We start from the raw sequence: 14,611 nt of genomic DNA on the forward strand, positions 1-14,611 counted from the left end.
GCTGCGGTGATGGACAGGCTGGCGATCGACTTTGGCACATCGAATTCGGCGGCTGCCGTCTATGCGGGCGGCGCGGTGCGGCGGCTGCCGGTGGAGCAAGGCGCGGAGACGCTGCCGACGGCGGTGTTCTTCCCCGAGGGGGGCGGTGCGATGCGCATTGGCGCGGCGGCGGGCACGGCGCTGATCGGCGGCGAAGAGGGGCGCTACATGCGGGCGCTCAAGAGCGTGCTAGGCGTGCCGCTCTTCCATGAGAAGCGGTTGATCGAGGGCAAGCGGCGGACGCTGGCCGATGTGGTGACGGCGTTCTTGGTGCAGGTGCGGGAGCGCTCGGAAGAGTTCACCCGGGCGCGGTTCACCCGGGCACTCTCTGGGCGGCCTGTGCGGTTTCACGAGGACGCGGAGAAGGACGCGCAGGCGGAGGCCGACCTGCGCGGGTGCTATCTTGCAGCGGGGTTTGAGGAGGTCGAGTTCATGCCCGAGCCGGAGGCGGCGGCGCGGGCCTGTCAGGGTATGGGCGCGGCGGGTGGCGTGGGGCTGATCGTGGATATCGGCGGCGGCACCAGCGACTTTACGGTGTTTCGCTCGGGCGAAGAGGTGGAGATTGTCGCCAGCCACGGCATTCGGCTGGGGGGCACGGATTTTGACCGGGTTGTCTCGGTCGCCGAGGTGATGCCGCTGTTAGGGCTGGGCGGCGAATTGCGCCGTGAGTTTGGCCCGGGCCTGCTGCCTGTGCCGCGTGCGGTGTTCGTTGATCTCGCGACATGGGCGAAGATCCCGTTTCTTTATGCGCCGGACGTGCGGCGCGAGGTGGCGGGCATGGTGAAGCTGGCGGTGGAGCCGAAGCGGCTGGGGCGGCTGGCGACGGTGCTGGAGGACGAGCTCGGCCATGAGCTGGCCTTTGCGGTGGAGCGCGGGAAGATTGCGGCGAATGATGCCGGCACCGGGCGGATCGGCATGGGGATGGTTGAGCCGGGGCTGGCGGCCGAGCTGAGCGCGGCGCGGATGGGCGAGGTGCTGGGCGAAGCGCAAGCGGCGCTGGGCGGCGCGGCGCGGGAGGTTCTGGCGCAGGCCGGGGTGGCACCCGGCGAGGTGGGCCGGGTGGTGCTGGTGGGCGGCTCGAGCCTGATGGGGTTTGTCGAGGCGGAGATGCGCAGCGTTTGCCCGGGGGCGGAGGTGCTGCGCTCGGAGGCGTTCACGGCGGTGGTGGACGGGCTGGCGATGGCGGCGGCGGGCTAGGGCTGACGGTGGGGTTCAGCCATCCAACGGGGCAGTGGTGGTGGGCAGATTGCCCACCCTACGAGGCGGTGGTGGTGGGCAGATTGCCCACCCTACGGTGTGGGGGATGGCGCGCGCGTTATTCGCCTTCGTAGGAGGTGAGGGCGTGGACTTCCATGCCGAGGCCTTCGAGGCGTTTGCGGCCGCCGAGGTCTGGCAGATCGACGATGAAGGCGCAGCCGGTGATGACGCCGCCGAGGCGCTCGACCAGCTTGATCCCGGCTTCCGCCGTGCCGCCGGTGGCGAGCAGGTCATCGACCAGAAGGATGCGCTCGCCGGGCTGGATTGCGTCGTCATGCACCTCCATCACCGCCTCGCCATACTCCAGCGTATAGGCCTCGGAGATGACCGCGCCGGGGAGCTTGCCCTTTTTGCGGATCGGCACGAAACCCAGGCCGAGTTGGTGGGCGATGGCACCGCCGAGGATGAACCCGCGCGCCTCCAGCCCGACCACCTTGTCGATCGGCTGGCCGGCGTAGGGGTGCAGCATCTGGTCGACGCAGAGGCGCAGGCCGCGCGGATCGGCGAAGAGGGTGGTGACATCGCGGAACATGATCCCCTCATGGGGAAAGTCTGCGATAGTGCGGATGTAATCGGCGACGGTCTTCATCGGCTTACTCGGAGGCTTCGCCTTCGGTGGCGCCCTCAGCCGCGCCCTCTTCGGATTCCTTGAGGGAGTTCTGCACGATGGCCTCTGTCACCTGAAACAGCATGGCGTTGGGGTTTTTCTGGCATTCGGCGAGGGTGATCTCGACGATCTTGCCGCCGCCGACTTCCTGCATCTTGTCGAGGAAGGCGGTGGGCTGGCCGATGGAGGCGTGGCTCCAATAGCCCAGAATCCAGCCTGCCACCTGCCCCTGATCAGAGATGTTCTGGGTCACGAAGGCGGCGCGGGCGCGCTCGCATGTCCAGCGGCCGGTGCCCATCATGAAGGCCTCGGCAAAGGCGGGCGCGGTGGTTGCGACGCAGAGGGCGGCGGCGAGGATGGTGCGATACATGTGAAGTCTCCCGTGTCGGTCGCGTCATTGGTAGCGGGGCGGGGCCGGGATGAACAGGGGTCACCAGAGCGACGGGCGGGCGACCATGAGCCAGAAAACGCCCATCAGCGCGGCGAAGGCGGGCCAGCCGAGGGCGAACCAGATGCGATAGGCGCGGCGGGCTTCTGCCGGGAGGGGCGCGCCGGTGGCAGCGGCGGTGCGGGCGAGGGTGCGGATGCGGATTTGCAGGTGCACCACGGGTGCCCAGCAGAGAAAGGCGAGGAGATAGAGCGCGTAGGTGAGCAGCAGCCACGGCTCGGTGAGGCTGTAGCCGAGGGTGTGGATCAGCAGCAGGCCGGTGAGTGGCTGCACCACCCCGGCGGGCGTGGTGAAGAGCCAGTCGGCCAGCACGACGTGGTGGGCGGTATGGGCGATGCTCTGGGCGTTTCCGGTGCGCATGGCCATGACCATTTGAAACGCCGTGCCGATCCCGGTGCCGAAGAGCACGGTGGAGGAGAGGATGTGGAGCCACTTGAGGGTGAGGTAAGGGTCCATGTGCTGTCCTTGCGGTGGGCGTGCCCGGGGATGAAGCGGCAAAGGGGCTGCCGGGTCAAACGGTTCGGTAGAGGACGGGCCGATTTTGTGCTAAGCTTGTGCGTGAGCTTGCCCCCTTGTTTCCGGCCCCTGCCGGAGGAGTGAGTTTGCCATGTCTCCGACCCTTGATATTCAGCAACCGCAGCCGTTTGACCTTGTTGGACAGACGATCCTGATTGCCGGAAACGCCGCCGCTTTTGAGGGGACGCTGACCATCAGCGTGACCGAGGGGCATGACGAATACGCGGGGTTCACAACGGTGGGCTCGCTGGGGCTGCGGCAGTTTCAGGGGGAGATCGAGATACCGGCGAGCAACAGCTTTCAGCTCAACCGGCTGTTCGTGACGCTGGCCGATGATACGGGCAATGAGAATGGCCCTTCGGTGACGATCCCGGTGCTGTTTGGCCCGCGCATCCTGCCCGGCTACCGCGGCTGGCAGCCCTATACGGTGCAGCCGGGCGATACGCTGAGTTCAATCGCACAGGCGCAGTATGGCACTGCGGATTTTGCGCCGATCTTCGAGGCGAACCAGCATGTGCTGGCCAATCCGAACCTGATTTTTCCGGGGCAGGTGCTGCGCATTCCGCGCAACGATATTTGACCGGACGGCAAGGCGTGCGAAGCCAAAGGGCCGCCCTGCGGGAGGAGCGGTGCGGCCCTTGCGTTCCGACGTAATGAGGCGAGGTGACCTGCTAATCTCCACGAGCCTGCGCCAGCCCGCGCAAACTGCGGCTGCGGTTGGGAGAGCTTTGCAGCGCCGCTTCGTAGGCCTGGGCCGCCCCGCTCGCATCGCCCGTCGCAAGAAGGAGATCACCCAGCAATTCACGGGCAGGCAGAACATGGTCGGGCGTGACAGGGGCCTTGCCGACCTTGTCTTCGGTATCGGCAGCTTCGCGCAACAGGGCAATGGCTTCTTCATCACGGCCTTCTGCATGGGCGAGCCATGCCTCGATGCTTTTGGTCTGAGCCTCGTGAAGCGCGAGCCAGTAGCCCATGCTTCGGTCTTCCATGATGGTGCCGAGATTGCCCAGTTCGGCCAAGGCCTCCTTGGCGGTAGCCTCGTCGCCCGCGCGGGCCGCACCGAGGCCGATGGCGAACCAGCGGATGGCGACGGCCTGGGGGTAACGCTCCCAGCTGACGGCGGGGTGCAACTCTGTCGGCAGAGCCGCCGCGGCTGACCAATCGTCCTGTTCCAGCGCCATGCGGGCCGCAGTCGCGGCGGCGGCATAGGCCGTGCCGAAGTTGTTTTCGAGCTTGGGAGTGCTTTCCATAGCGGCGAGCACAGCGGCGGCCTGCGCGGTCTGGCCGAGTTGCAGGTGGGCGTAGACGCCGTAATCGACCGCATGCGGATAGTGGTTGGAGATCACGTCGCTGACCGAGTGCTCAATGGCCGCCGCCCCGCTGCGTGCGTTGAGCGCGGCGGACTCCTCCCAGAGCCCGAGCCGGGTGAAGATATGGGTGGGCATGTGCAGCGCGTGCGGGACTTCGGGTGCGATCGACAGGTAGCCGCGGGCCACCTCCAGGCCACGCTCGGCGAGGGCCGGGTGATCGTAGGCGTGAATGGAGTAATGATAGGCGCCCGGGTGGCGTGGAGCTTCGGCGCGCAGCGCATCTGTGCGTGCCCCTGCCTCGATCAATTCGGGCACGGCGTCTGGGCCTTTCGGCGCGACCGTCATCTGTGCCAGAGAGGCGAAGGCCTGCGCATCGTGATCGCTGGGGTGGGCTTCGAGAACTGCCCGTTGCGACTTGGCCCAGCTGGCGAGTCGGGCGGGGTAGGGCACGTCTTCGCCCGCGTAGAACGCGAGCACGGCCTTGATGAACGCGGCCTCGCGTGGCGTGCCCTGGTCCATCGCCAGCAGCCGTGCGGCAGCGGCGCGCCCTGCCGTGGTTTCTTCAGGCGTGGGGCCGCCCGGCCAGAGTGGGTGAAACTTCGACATGGCGATGCCCCATTGCGCCATTGCGCAATGGGGGTCGGCGGCAGAGGCTTGCTCGAAGGCCGCTGCCGATTGGCGATACATCATGTGATGCAGCAGTTTAAGGCCGGTATCGAAGGCGGCCTCGGCGGCCTCGGTGCAACTTGTGGCGAAACTCACTTCGCCGAGCTGCGCGGGTGTGCCCTGGGCGAGGGCGGGCTGATGGGCCGCCGTTGCAAGCAGTGCGGTGAGGGATACGGCAGTGGAATATCGGGATATCAATGTCATCGGTACGCTCCGTCCGCTGTGTCGAGGGGCGCAGGCGCACGGGCCGCAGGGCTGACTTTCGACCGGCGCGGCGGGTGATCCTGCAGGCGTGAAACAGGTGAAGCGTGTGAGATTTGCTGACCGGTGACAAATGAGTTCTCCTGAGGACTTGGGCAAGATATTCTTGTGCCAGATGAAAAAGCGCCTGCCTTCCCTCACCGCACTGCGGACGTTCGAGTGCGCGGCCCGCAACCTCAGCTTTGCAAGGGCTTCGAAAGAGTTGGCGGTGACCCCGGCTGCCGTAGGCTTTCAGATCAGGCAGTTGGAAGAGGAACTGGGTGGTGCCCTGTTCATTCGCAAGCATCGCGCTGTGGAACTGACCGAGAAGGGGAAGACCTTAAGCGCCCGGCTCGTGCCCGCCTTCAAGAGCATTCACCGGGCGTGGAACAATGCGCTTGAGCCGGATGACATGACACTGATGCGGGTGTCCGGCCCGGCGAAAGCCGTGCACAGCTGGGTCATGCCAGCCCTCGCCAGGGCGCAGGCGCAAATGCCCGATGTGCGGATTTCATGGGACATCAGCAAGCAGACGCGCGATGTGGCCAGCGGTTGCGTCGATCTTGCTGTGCGCTGGGCGCTGGAGCCGGAGGGCGATTTGCATTGGGAGCCAGCCCTGCGCACATGGTTCACGCCGCTGGTGCAGGCCGAGGCTGCGCGCTTCTTGTTTCGGCCCGAAGACCTGCCGGCCCAGGGGTTGATCGGGGTGGAATATATGCTGGACCCTGGACAGGGTGAGAGCGCGTGGGATGCGTGGTTTCGGGCGATGGGGCTGGCTCCGCCGCTCGACTTCGCGGTGATGTGCAGTGACACCGCCAGCGCGGTGGACACGGCCGTTGCCACGGGGCATGTGGCACTCGCCGGCTCTTTCCTCGCGTCTGACCCGCTGGAGCGTGGCACATTGGTGGCGCTGTTCGACACGGCGATCATGCCCCGATCCAGGTTCTGGCTGGTTTGCCGGAAGGGCTGGGAGAGTTCCGCCGAGTTCAGGTGGTTTCTGGAGGCGGTCATGGAGGAGGCCAAGCGCATAGACCGGCTGGCTGCCGGGATGCGGTTGCTGCATCCCGATGGAACGCCGGTGGCAACCTGACAGGGCCACGCGAGCTATCCCGTGTCGTCAGCCCGCCGGGTAGGCCCGCTTGCAGGCGGCGATCTTGGCGCTGGCTTCGCGCTGGAGCTGGTCGCGCTTGGTGATCATGTTGCGCAGTTTGCGCTGCTCGGCGCCCGGGTCGATGGCCACCTGCTTGTTGCGGTAGCGGGTTTCGGGGCGGTGGCACCATTTGATGCCGACATTTTCCTTGGCGGAGCCGACGCACATTTGAAAGCTGGTGGCCACGTAGGGCTCGCGCTCGATGGCATAGCCGCGGTCGACGTTGGCGCGGGTTTCGGCGATCAACTCGTTCATCACCCGCAGATCCTTGGTGGCGCGGTTTTCGCAGGCCTCGCGGGGCGTGGCGCAGGCGGCGGCGAGGGGGATGAGCAGCAGGGGCAGAAAATGCCGCATCGGGCGTCCTTTCAATGGCTTGGGCCCCTGTTTAGGCTCGCCGCGCGGATTCGCCAAATCACGAATAAGGGGGAGGCAGGCCATGGATGCTGCGATGAAAGACGAGAAGGCGCGGGCGGCGGCGTGGTTTCATGCGCTGCGGGACGAGATCGTGGCGGCGTTCGAGGGGCTGGAGGACAGCTTTGAGGGCGAGGGTGCGGCGGGGCGCTTTGAAGTGACGCCGACGGTGCGCACCGCCGAGGATGGCAGCGACGCGGGCGGCGGGCTGATGAGCGTGATGCGCGGTGGGCGCGTCTTTGAGAAGGTGGGGGTGAACGTGTCGGAAGTGTTCGGCACGCTGGGCACGGCGGCGCAGAAGGCGATGGCGGCGCGGGGCGTGCCCGGGGTGGCGGAAGACCCGCGCTTCTGGGCTTCGGGGATCAGCCTTGTGGCGCATATGCAAAACCCGCATTGCCCCGCCGTTCACATGAACACGCGGATGTTTTGGACCCCTTCGGCCTGGTGGTTTGGCGGCGGCTCCGACCTGAACCCCTGCATCGAATACGATGAGGATACGGCGCATTTTCATGGGGTGCAGAAGGCGCATTTGGACCCGCATGGGGCGCAGCTTTACCCCGAGCTGAAGGCCTGGGCGGATGAGTATTTTTTCATCCCGCATCGGGGCCGGGCGCGTGGGGTTGGCGGCATCTTCATGGATGATCGCAACACGGGCGATTGGGAGGGGGATTTTGCGCTGACGCAGGATATCGGGCGGGCTTTTTTGCCGGCCTATGTGCCGTTGGTAGAAAAGCGGCGCGGCATGGCGTGGGGGGAGGCCGAGAAGGATGCGCAACTGGTGCATCGGGGGCTCTATGCCGAATACAATCTTGTCTACGACCGGGGCACCAAGTTTGGGCTGGCCACGGGGCATGACGCAAATGCCGTGCTGATGAGCCTGCCGCCGATGGCGAAGTGGGTGTAGCCGCTAGCGCTCGGTATCCAGCGCGCGGGCGGTGAGCAGCAGGGCGAGGATGGGCAGGTTCTTCAGCAGTGCGCCGTAGGGATCGAGCCAGAGGTGCGGGGCGATGGCCGTGAGGCCGATGGTGTAGCCGGTAACGAGCAGGAATTGCGCCCAGAAGGTGAGGCGCGGGTGCCAGTTTCGGAACAGGGCGGCGGCAAGCGCAAGGTCGAGCACGCCGAAGGCGCGGGCGGCGGTGATGAGGGTGTCGTCCGGCAGGCCGGTGGCGGCGAGGTCTGGCAGGTAGGCGCTGGGCGGGGCGAAGAGGCCGAGCAGGCCGGAGATCAGCCAGAGCAGCAGGAGGGTGAGGCGCAGGAGGGGGCGCAGCAGGTAGAGGCGTGCGTGCCAGAGGTCGGCGGGCGAGGGCGGACGTCTGGCGAGGAACTCGGAGGCGCCGCGGAGGGGCTGCGCGGTTTCAGCCAGCACGCCGTGTTCCAGTTGGTTGATGGCGGTGGTGGAGAAGGGGCCTGCGCGCATGGCGTCACCGAGCTTGCCCATGAGGCGGGCCATCGCCATGGGAATGGGCAGCGCGGGCACGGGGCGCAGGCCGAGGTGGGCGCGGGTGGCGGCGGTGAGTTGCTTGAGCGTGAGCGTATCGGCCCCGCCAGTGACGATGGGCTTGGGGCCATTGTCTTCTTCGGTGGCGGCGAGGAGGCGCTGGGCGAGGTCTTCAGCGTGGCAGGGGTTGAAGCGATGCTTGCCGCGCCCGAGGACGGGGGTGAGCAGCGGGAAGGCGGCGAGGCCGCGCAGCACCGCCGAACCGCCATAGGCCCCATCGGAGAGCACGAGGCCCGCACGCAGGATGGTGAGGCGGTGGCGGCCATTCTCGGAGGCGAGCTGTGCGGTGCTTTCGCCGGTGCGGCGGGCTTGGGCGAAGGGGGTTTGCGCCTCGATGCCTACGGCGGAGAGCAGCACGAGGAAGCTGCCGTGGGGCAGGGCATCATAGAGCGCGGCGGGGGCGTGTTCGTGGACGGCGGCCATGGCGGAGGGCGAGCCGGTGAGCAGGCCCGCGCAGTTGATGACGCCGTGGGCGGTGCGGGCGAGATCCTTCCAGCTTGAGGCGGAGTGCCATTTTTCGGCGGTGAGATCGGCGTGGAAGGTTTCAAACCCCAGCGCCTTCAGCGCGGCGGTGCGCCGCGCGATGCAGGTGACACGGTGGCCTGCGGCGCGGGCGGCGAAGGCGACGTGGCGGCCGATGAAACCGTCTGCGCCGAGCAGGAGGATGTGCTTGGTGTCGCTCACGCGCGGCGCAGCATGGCGGTGGCCGCGGCCATGGTAAGGAGCGCCCCGCCGCCTGCACGGGTGAGCCATGTCAGCACCGCGGGACGGCGGATGGTGGCGCGGAGCCGGTCGGCGGCCAGCGCATAGGCCAGCGCGTTGACGGCGGCGAGGGTGACGAAGGTGGTGGTGAGGATCGCGAACTGGGGGAGCAGTGGCTGGGCGGGGGTGACGAACTGGGGCACGAAGGCGATGAAGAAGGCGATGCTCTTGGGGTTCAGCGCCGTGACCGTGGCGGCGTGGCGGAAGATGGTGGCGGGGCGGGCCTGCGCGGCTTCGGGGCGATCAAGCGAGGCGGCGGGGGCGCGCAGGAGCTTGAGGCCGAGGTAGGCGAGGTAGAGCGCGCCGGCCCATTTGAGGATCGTGAAGGCGGTGGCGGAGGCGGCGACCAGCGCGCCGAGGCCCGCGAGGGAGGCGGACATGGCGATGAGGTCGCCTGCCGCAACGCCGCTGGCGCAGGCGAGCGCGGTGCGGCGGCCCTGTGACAGCGCGTAGGAGAGCACCAGCAGGACGGTGGGGCCGGGGATGAGCAGCAGGGCGGTGGAGGCGGCGGCGAAGGCGAGCCAGAGTTCGAAGGGCATGGGTGTCTCCTTTGGAGGGGAGGAAGCCACGGGGGGCACGGGGCGTCAATGGGGTGGACAAGTTAGCCATGGTGAGCACGATGAGTAAGAAAACAGGGTCAAGGTATGACGCCAAAACAATTGCGCAGGCGCGTTAAACTTCTGGAGGAAGACACTCCCAAGCACAAAGCTCTGGAGCTTGCGCTTTCTGAAGGCGTTGGGTTTGGAAACGCTTGGTATTCCAGCCAAAAAGAACATTGCCTGGGGTGGCTCGCCCAATATGACAGTCCCGGCGCTTACAATCGAAAGATCACAAGCGGTCGGGACGCTCGCTTCTTCTACAACCACGGGCAATGCGCGCCGATGCTGGTTTGGCTTGCGGAAGCAGTCTGTGTGCCGAGTGAAAAACTGAGCGCAGGCATTGCTTCTGTGCTCAAGGCCGGGCCGCGCAACGCGAGCCAGTGTGGAGCATTCCGCAAGCATGTGACATGGGACGACATTGAAGAGCGGCTTCCTGAGCCCAAGAGCTTCATTAGCAGATTACTGAGCTGAGGTGAGGGGCGGCACATGTTTGAGACGGTGACGGCGGTTCTGGATTGGTTCGGGCTTTGCGTCTTTGCGGTGACGGGGGCGTTGGTGGCCTCGCGCAAGGAGATGGACGTGGTGGGCTTTGTGCTGCTCGCGGTGGTGACCGGCGTGGGCGGCGGCACGGTGCGTGACCTCGTGCTGGGGCTGTCGCCGGTGTTTTGGGTGGAGCGGCCCGAGGTTTTGCTGGTCTGCGCGGGTGTGGGGGCGGCGGTGTTTTTCGTCGCCCATATCCCGGCCTCGCGCTACCGGGTGCTGCTGTGGTTTGACGCTGTGGGCCTTGCGCTGTTTGCCGTGACCGGCGCGGAGCGGGCGCTGGAGGCCGGGGCGGCGCCCTCGGTGGCGGTGGCCATGGGGGTCGCGACGGCGAGCTTTGGCGGCATTCTGCGCGACCTCTTGGGCGGAGAAGAGCCGGTGATCTTGCGACGGGAGATTTATGTGACGGCGGCGCTGGCGGGCGCGACGGTGCTGGCGCTGGCCGATGGCGCCGGGGTGGCCCGCGAAATCGCGCTGGGCGCGGGCTTTTCGGTGGCGCTGGCGCTGAGGGCGGCGGGCCTGTGGTGGGGCCTGTCGCTGCCACGCTACCGGGGCCGGCCCGGGCGGGAGGTCTCCGAGATCGAGGGGGATGGGGAGTGCTGATCCAGCTGGTTCTGGGCTCGGCCATAATGGGGCTGACAACAGTGGTGGCGGCGCTGTCGCTTTGGGGGCTTGAGGTGTTTCTGGCCCGCATCCACGCTTGGGTAATCCGCCCGCCGCAGGGGCCGCGACTGGTGGCGGCGGTTTCGGCGGTGATGCTCTGGACCATTCTGGTCATGTCGGCCGCGGTCTGGATCTGGGGGCTGGCCTTCTGGGGGCTGGGGGTGTTCGTGACGCTGGAAGCCTCAATTTACTTCTCGCTTGTTTCCTTCACCACGCTGGGCTTCGGAGACATCCTGCTGCCGCTGGAATGGCGCCTGCTGGGCGGGCTGGCGGCGGCGAACGGGCTGTTGGTGTTTGCCCTGCTGGCGGCGATGCTGGTGGAAACCCTGCGCCAGACGCGGCTCCGGCAGCGGGGAGACCGGGGGTAGGGCGGCAAGTGAGGCGACGGCTTTCCTAATCGAACCCAGCGCGGAAACTGGTGGCCGTCAGGGTGACGTGGTGCTCCAGCGGTGGGCGGAGTTCGAAGAGACCCGGCGCTCGAGCGAAGTTGTAGAGACGGAAGAGGTGCCACTCCTCGCGCTGGGCACTGGCCACATTCAACTCATTTTGGGAGATATGAAACGGGGTGCGGTCTGGCCCGTTTGTTGTTTTGACTTCCAGCAAGCGTGGCTGACCATCGGGGGTGAAGCTCGCGATATCAAAACCTGCGCCATCCCCTTCTTCGCGACTTGTCCAGACGACCTGTTTTGCCAGATCTCCGCGTCCAGCGCGGCGCAGACTGTCTTTCTCGTGCTCAAAGGCCAGTTCCTCTCCAGCAGTTCCAAGGGTGCGGTTTCTTTCGTCGCGAGCGGCCACGTCGAAATGCCGAGCTATGGCGCGGACTTGCTCCTCCTCTTCCGTTGGAGGAGCATTGCGCAGGGTCGGAGCGACGCCTGCAAAGAGCGGCGGACGCTCGCCCATGCCTTGCGGCGCGGCGCGGGGCAGGCGCTCGATCCATTCGGGGTGGTGGGTAAGCCAGCGGTTGATTGCCTCTTTCAGAGAGTCCTGAATGTTGTACCGCGGCAGGTAGCCGGTGAGGATCGGTTGGGCAAAACCGAGGAGGGCAGCAGAGATGTTACAGTGTTTGAACTCTACAGAGCCGCGGGAGCGCCCGGTTCTTGCCTGAAGGGCCCGGTTATGTGCTGCTTTGTTGTAGGCGCGCCCGCAAAGGTCATCAGCGAGCATATCGAAGTAATCCGCGACGATCGCGTCGTTCTCTTCATCTGTCCACGGTCCTTCTGCCATGATGGCCAGGGTAAGGACTCTTGGCGCAGGGCGGCAAGGGCTGCTCTGTGGGGCTTTCCTTTGGGGCGCGGGCGTCCCACATAGGGGCCATGACGGGTGAGACGCGACAGGTGAGGGTGCGGGGCTTTGTGCGGGAGACTTTCGGGTTTCGTGGCACGCTGGCGTTGCATCGGGCGGCCTTTGGGTTGGATCTGGTGCGGGCGCCGGTCAACGTGGTTTTGGCGCCGCTCTTCCTGCTGGTGAAGCTGCTGGGGCTGATTGCGCGGCTGTGCCGGGCGCGGCGGCTGGCGGGGTGGCTGCTATCGCGGCGGTTGCTGTTTGAAACCGCTGTGAGCCGGAAGGTGGCGGCGCGGGTGCGGGGCTTTGTGGCCGAGTTGGACGCAGCGGGCGTGGGGCCGGGTGCGCCGGAGCCTGTGGTGGCGCAGGCGGTGGAGGATTACGTGGGCGTGCGCAACGCGGTGGCCGAGATCACAACGGTGCTCTTTGTGCTGCTGACGGGCTGGGCGCTGTTCCATTCGGCCACGCTGGGTGTGATTTCGCTTGCGGGGCCGGTGGCCGATATGCGGGCGCAGGCGCTGGCGATTGAGAATTACTGGGCCGGGCAATGGCTGGGGCAGGTTTACTTTGGCTGGTTTCCGCGCTCGCTGGACCCGTGGCAGGTGGTGGCGACCGGGGTTGTGCTGGCGATGGCGGCCTCACTGGTGACGACCTTTGCCGGGCTACTGGCGGACCCGGTGCAGCTTTGGCTGGGCGTGCATCGGCGGCGGATGATGCGGCTGTTGGCGCGGCTGGAGCGGCAGGCCGCGAGCGCCTCGGGCCTCAGCCGGGAACATGCGGTGGCGCGGCTGGGCGACCTTACCGATATTGCGCTGGCACTTTGGCGGGCGATGCGGCCCTGACGTTTGTGGGCGCCACGCGTTTGCCCGCCCGTCTTGTCAGGTTTTGACAGGCAGGGCGCTGATTTCAGAGGGAATTGAGGTAGCGCAGGAGAGCGGCGCGGTCTGCCGGGGGCATGGTTGCCACCTTGTCACGCTGGGCCTGAGCCTCGCCGCCGTGCCAGAGGATCGCCTCCAGCAGATTGCGGGCGCGGCCATCGTGGAGGAACTGGGTGTGGCCCGAAACCTGCTCTGTCAGGCCGATGCCCCAGAGCGGCGCGGTGCGCCATTCGCGGCCCGTGGCGCGGGCCTCGGGGCGGTGATCGGCCAGCCCTTCGCCCATGTCATGCAGCAGAAAGTCGGAATAGGGCCAGATGAGCTGGAAGCTTTGCTCGGGCTGGTCGGTGAGCCTGTGGGTGACGAATTTGGGCGTGTGGCAGCTTGTGCAGCCTGTTTCGTAGAACACCTGCTTGCCGCGCAGCACCTGCGCGTCATCGACGGCGGCGCGGGCGGGGACGGCGAGGTTGCGGGAGTAGAAGGTGACGAGGTCGAGCCCGTCGGCACCGATCTCGAAGCCGCGGGCGTCGGTGTCGCCGTGAGGGGCTTGTTGGCATGCGGCTTGGGCGAGGGCGCAGTCACCGGCGCCACTGGGGTGCAGGGGCGAGCTGATGCCGATGTCACCGGCGAAGGCGGCGGCGGATTGCTCGCGGATGGTGGGCATCCCGGCCTTCAGGCCGAAGCGGCCGAGCATGGGTTTGTCATGCTCCAGCGACCAGACGATGTTGGCGCGGCCCGAGATGCCGTCGTTGTTTTTATCGTCGGGGTCGGCGTTTGCGAGGATGTCGGCGGCCGGGATCGCCTCGATCAGGCCGAGGCCGATCATTTGGGGCGCGACGCGGGGGGAGAGCATGGCCTGCGGGTGGAGCGGGCCCCAGCCGAGGTTTTCGGCGGTGTAGGTGGGGGCGCGGAGGCTGGCCGTTTCACCGCCTGACAGCTGCACCGGGATTTCCGAATAGGTGATGCCGAGGCGGTATTCGGCGGGGATGCCCGGCAGGGAATGGTCCTGCATTTGGCCGCCGTAGGTGGGCTCGGGGAGGGTGGCGATGTAATCGGCGATCTCTTCGATGCCGTCCTCCGGGCCGCCGGGGATGGAGACGCGCAGGAACATGGTGGTGCCGTCATCTTCACCCGCAACGGGTGGGTGGCCGCGCCCATCTTTCAGGTGGCAGCGCTGACAGGAGCGGGCGTTGTAGAGCGGACCGAGGCCATCGGAGGCGAGGGTGGAGGCGGGGGCGGAGACCCAGAGCTTGCGGAACAGGCCGTTGCCCAGTTTGAAATCGAGCTCGCGGGCGAAGTCGATGTTGCCGGAGGGTTGGGAGAAGGCATCGGCGTTGTCGCGACGGCGGACGGTGGCCGCGCCGCCGGGGTTTTGTTCGAAGGCTTCGGCGGCGGTGAAGCTGGTGGCGGGGGCGGTGACGGCCGAGATACGGACGGCTTCGGCCTCGGTGCGGGGGACCACGGGCAGGTGATCGTCGGCCAGGGTTTGGGCCGTGGCGGGTGTGGCCAGCAGGGCGAGGAGGGCGGAGAGGCGGAGGGGCATGGTTGGCGCGTTCGGTTGGTGGGTTTCGCCCACCCTACGGCGGGTGGGGGACGGGATCATGCAGTGGTTACGCGCGATGACCCCGGATTATTCGGCCCCTCCTCAAGCTGTCATCCTCGGGCTCGATCCGGGGATGTCCCGCCGCAAGAGATCCTCGGGTCAGGCCCGAGGATGACGGGCGCGTCCCGAGGATGACGAGGCGAGGC

17 protein-coding genes are annotated in these 14,611 nt (G+C 67.0%); 9 read left to right on the plus strand and 8 right to left on the minus strand.

The window, feature by feature from the left end; genetic code table 11:
• Positions 1–9 precede the first annotated feature (9 nt).
• Positions 10–1,236 carry an Hsp70 family protein gene (locus tag FHY55_RS06645; RefSeq protein ID WP_140013439.1) on the plus strand — a complete coding sequence of 409 codons (1,227 nt, stop codon included), beginning with the start codon at positions 10–12 and terminating at the stop codon, positions 1,234–1,236.
• A 118-nt stretch (positions 1,237–1,354) separates the two neighbouring features.
• On the opposite strand, the gene FHY55_RS06650 is transcribed toward FHY55_RS06645, so the two are convergent.
• From FHY55_RS06650 to FHY55_RS06660, 3 genes are read right to left on the minus strand one after another with little or no spacing between them, the layout of a single operon-like run.
• Positions 1,355–1,885 carry an adenine phosphoribosyltransferase gene (locus tag FHY55_RS06650; RefSeq protein WP_140013440.1) on the minus strand — a complete coding sequence of 177 codons (531 nt, stop codon included), beginning with the start codon at positions 1,883–1,885 and terminating at the stop codon, positions 1,355–1,357.
• Between the two features lie 4 nt (positions 1,886–1,889).
• Complete coding sequence (locus FHY55_RS06655) at positions 1,890–2,273, minus strand: HdeA/HdeB family chaperone (RefSeq protein WP_140013441.1); 384 nt, start codon at positions 2,271–2,273, stop codon at positions 1,890–1,892.
• Between the two features lie 60 nt (positions 2,274–2,333).
• Positions 2,334–2,807, minus strand: coding sequence for a DUF2269 domain-containing protein (locus FHY55_RS06660; RefSeq protein WP_140013442.1), 474 nt, complete (start codon positions 2,805–2,807; stop codon positions 2,334–2,336).
• Positions 2,808–2,958: 151 nt separating this feature from the next.
• Between FHY55_RS06660 and FHY55_RS06665 the strand changes: the two genes are divergently transcribed.
• The 3 genes from FHY55_RS06665 (at position 2,959) to FHY55_RS06675 (ending at position 6,173) form a co-directional block, all read left to right on the plus strand.
• Positions 2,959–3,447, plus strand: coding sequence for a LysM peptidoglycan-binding domain-containing protein (locus tag FHY55_RS06665; protein ID WP_140013443.1), 489 nt, complete (start codon positions 2,959–2,961; stop codon positions 3,445–3,447).
• Between the two features lie 659 nt (positions 3,448–4,106).
• Positions 4,107–4,172: a hypothetical protein gene (locus FHY55_RS20955; protein ID WP_371707715.1), complete on the plus strand. Its 66-nt coding sequence runs from the start codon at positions 4,107–4,109 to the stop codon at positions 4,170–4,172.
• A gap of 1,047 nt (positions 4,173–5,219) precedes the next feature.
• A complete protein-coding gene (locus FHY55_RS06675) occupies positions 5,220–6,173 on the plus strand; it encodes a LysR substrate-binding domain-containing protein (RefSeq protein WP_140013445.1) in 954 nt (317 codons plus the stop codon).
• A 27-nt stretch (positions 6,174–6,200) separates the two neighbouring features.
• Here the strand turns inward: FHY55_RS06675 and FHY55_RS06680 are convergent, their stop codons facing one another.
• Complete coding sequence (locus FHY55_RS06680; RefSeq protein ID WP_140013446.1) at positions 6,201–6,587, minus strand: hypothetical protein; 387 nt, start codon at positions 6,585–6,587, stop codon at positions 6,201–6,203.
• Positions 6,588–6,669: 82 nt separating this feature from the next.
• Between FHY55_RS06680 and hemF the strand changes: the two genes are divergently transcribed.
• Positions 6,670–7,548, plus strand: coding sequence for an oxygen-dependent coproporphyrinogen oxidase (gene hemF / locus FHY55_RS06685; RefSeq protein WP_140013447.1), 879 nt, complete (start codon positions 6,670–6,672; stop codon positions 7,546–7,548).
• Between the two features lie 3 nt (positions 7,549–7,551).
• Here hemF and FHY55_RS06690 read toward each other — a convergent pair whose 3' ends face one another.
• Positions 7,552–8,826, minus strand: a complete 1,275-nt coding sequence (locus FHY55_RS06690; RefSeq protein WP_168222947.1) for an SDR family oxidoreductase — start codon at positions 8,824–8,826, stop codon at positions 7,552–7,554.
• Positions 8,823–9,443, minus strand: coding sequence for a LysE family translocator (locus FHY55_RS06695; RefSeq protein WP_140013449.1), 621 nt, complete (start codon positions 9,441–9,443; stop codon positions 8,823–8,825). The genes FHY55_RS06690 and FHY55_RS06695 overlap by 4 nt, the downstream gene beginning before the upstream one ends.
• 105 nt (positions 9,444–9,548) lie before the next feature.
• Between FHY55_RS06695 and FHY55_RS06700 the strand changes: the two genes are divergently transcribed.
• From FHY55_RS06700 to FHY55_RS06710, 3 genes are read left to right on the plus strand one after another with little or no spacing between them, the layout of a single operon-like run.
• The gene (locus FHY55_RS06700; protein ID WP_254695438.1) at positions 9,549–9,974 is read left to right on the plus strand and encodes a hypothetical protein; all 426 of its coding nucleotides are present in this window, start codon (positions 9,549–9,551) and stop codon (positions 9,972–9,974) included.
• Between the two features lie 15 nt (positions 9,975–9,989).
• A complete protein-coding gene (locus tag FHY55_RS06705; protein WP_140013450.1) occupies positions 9,990–10,646 on the plus strand; it encodes a trimeric intracellular cation channel family protein in 657 nt (218 codons plus the stop codon).
• Entirely contained in the window at positions 10,640–11,074 is a 435-nt protein-coding gene (locus FHY55_RS06710) for an ion channel (RefSeq protein ID WP_140013451.1), read from the plus strand. The genes FHY55_RS06705 and FHY55_RS06710 overlap by 7 nt, the downstream gene beginning before the upstream one ends.
• Before the next feature lie 25 nt (positions 11,075–11,099).
• On the opposite strand, the gene FHY55_RS06715 is transcribed toward FHY55_RS06710, so the two are convergent.
• A complete protein-coding gene (locus FHY55_RS06715; protein WP_140013452.1) occupies positions 11,100–11,930 on the minus strand; it encodes a DUF3883 domain-containing protein in 831 nt (276 codons plus the stop codon).
• An 89-nt stretch (positions 11,931–12,019) separates the two neighbouring features.
• On the opposite strand from FHY55_RS06715, the gene FHY55_RS06720 reads away from it, so the two are divergent.
• On the plus strand, positions 12,020–12,829 hold the full coding sequence (locus FHY55_RS06720) for a DUF6635 family protein (protein WP_140013453.1): 810 nt from the start codon (positions 12,020–12,022) through the stop codon (positions 12,827–12,829).
• 64 nt (positions 12,830–12,893) lie between these two features.
• On the opposite strand, the gene FHY55_RS06725 is transcribed toward FHY55_RS06720, so the two are convergent.
• Positions 12,894–14,405 (minus strand): di-heme oxidoredictase family protein, encoded by a 1,512-nt coding sequence (locus FHY55_RS06725; RefSeq protein ID WP_140013454.1) that lies wholly within the window; start codon positions 14,403–14,405, stop codon positions 12,894–12,896.
• Positions 14,406–14,611: the final 206 nt, after the last annotated feature.

Source organism: Oceanicola sp. D3, from assembly GCF_006351965.1.
In the GTDB taxonomy this organism is placed as follows: domain Bacteria; phylum Pseudomonadota; class Alphaproteobacteria; order Rhodobacterales; family Rhodobacteraceae; genus Vannielia.

Excerpts from the sequence above, each read along its gene's own strand:
- FHY55_RS06675 (WP_140013445.1), top strand. The coding sequence starts at position 5,220 with ATGAAAAAGCGCCTGCCTTCCCTCACCGCACTGCGGACGTTCGAGTGC.
- FHY55_RS06650 (WP_140013440.1), bottom strand. The coding sequence starts at position 1,885 with ATGAAGACCGTCGCCGATTACATCCGCACTATCGCAGACTTTCCCCAT.
- FHY55_RS06705 (WP_140013450.1), top strand. The coding sequence starts at position 9,990 with ATGTTTGAGACGGTGACGGCGGTTCTGGATTGGTTCGGGCTTTGCGTC.
- FHY55_RS06700 (WP_254695438.1), top strand. The coding sequence starts at position 9,549 with ATGACGCCAAAACAATTGCGCAGGCGCGTTAAACTTCTGGAGGAAGAC.
- hemF (WP_140013447.1), top strand. The coding sequence starts at position 6,670 with ATGGATGCTGCGATGAAAGACGAGAAGGCGCGGGCGGCGGCGTGGTTT.
- FHY55_RS06665 (WP_140013443.1), top strand. The coding sequence starts at position 2,959 with ATGTCTCCGACCCTTGATATTCAGCAACCGCAGCCGTTTGACCTTGTT.
- FHY55_RS06660 (WP_140013442.1), bottom strand. The coding sequence starts at position 2,807 with ATGGACCCTTACCTCACCCTCAAGTGGCTCCACATCCTCTCCTCCACC.
- FHY55_RS06645 (WP_140013439.1), top strand. The coding sequence starts at position 10 with ATGGACAGGCTGGCGATCGACTTTGGCACATCGAATTCGGCGGCTGCC.
- FHY55_RS06725 (WP_140013454.1), bottom strand. The coding sequence starts at position 14,405 with ATGCCCCTCCGCCTCTCCGCCCTCCTCGCCCTGCTGGCCACACCCGCC.
- FHY55_RS06680 (WP_140013446.1), bottom strand. The coding sequence starts at position 6,587 with ATGCGGCATTTTCTGCCCCTGCTGCTCATCCCCCTCGCCGCCGCCTGC.
- FHY55_RS06720 (WP_140013453.1), top strand. The coding sequence starts at position 12,020 with ATGACGGGTGAGACGCGACAGGTGAGGGTGCGGGGCTTTGTGCGGGAG.
- FHY55_RS06655 (WP_140013441.1), bottom strand. The coding sequence starts at position 2,273 with ATGTATCGCACCATCCTCGCCGCCGCCCTCTGCGTCGCAACCACCGCG.
- FHY55_RS06695 (WP_140013449.1), bottom strand. The coding sequence starts at position 9,443 with ATGCCCTTCGAACTCTGGCTCGCCTTCGCCGCCGCCTCCACCGCCCTG.
- FHY55_RS06715 (WP_140013452.1), bottom strand. The coding sequence starts at position 11,930 with ATGGCAGAAGGACCGTGGACAGATGAAGAGAACGACGCGATCGTCGCG.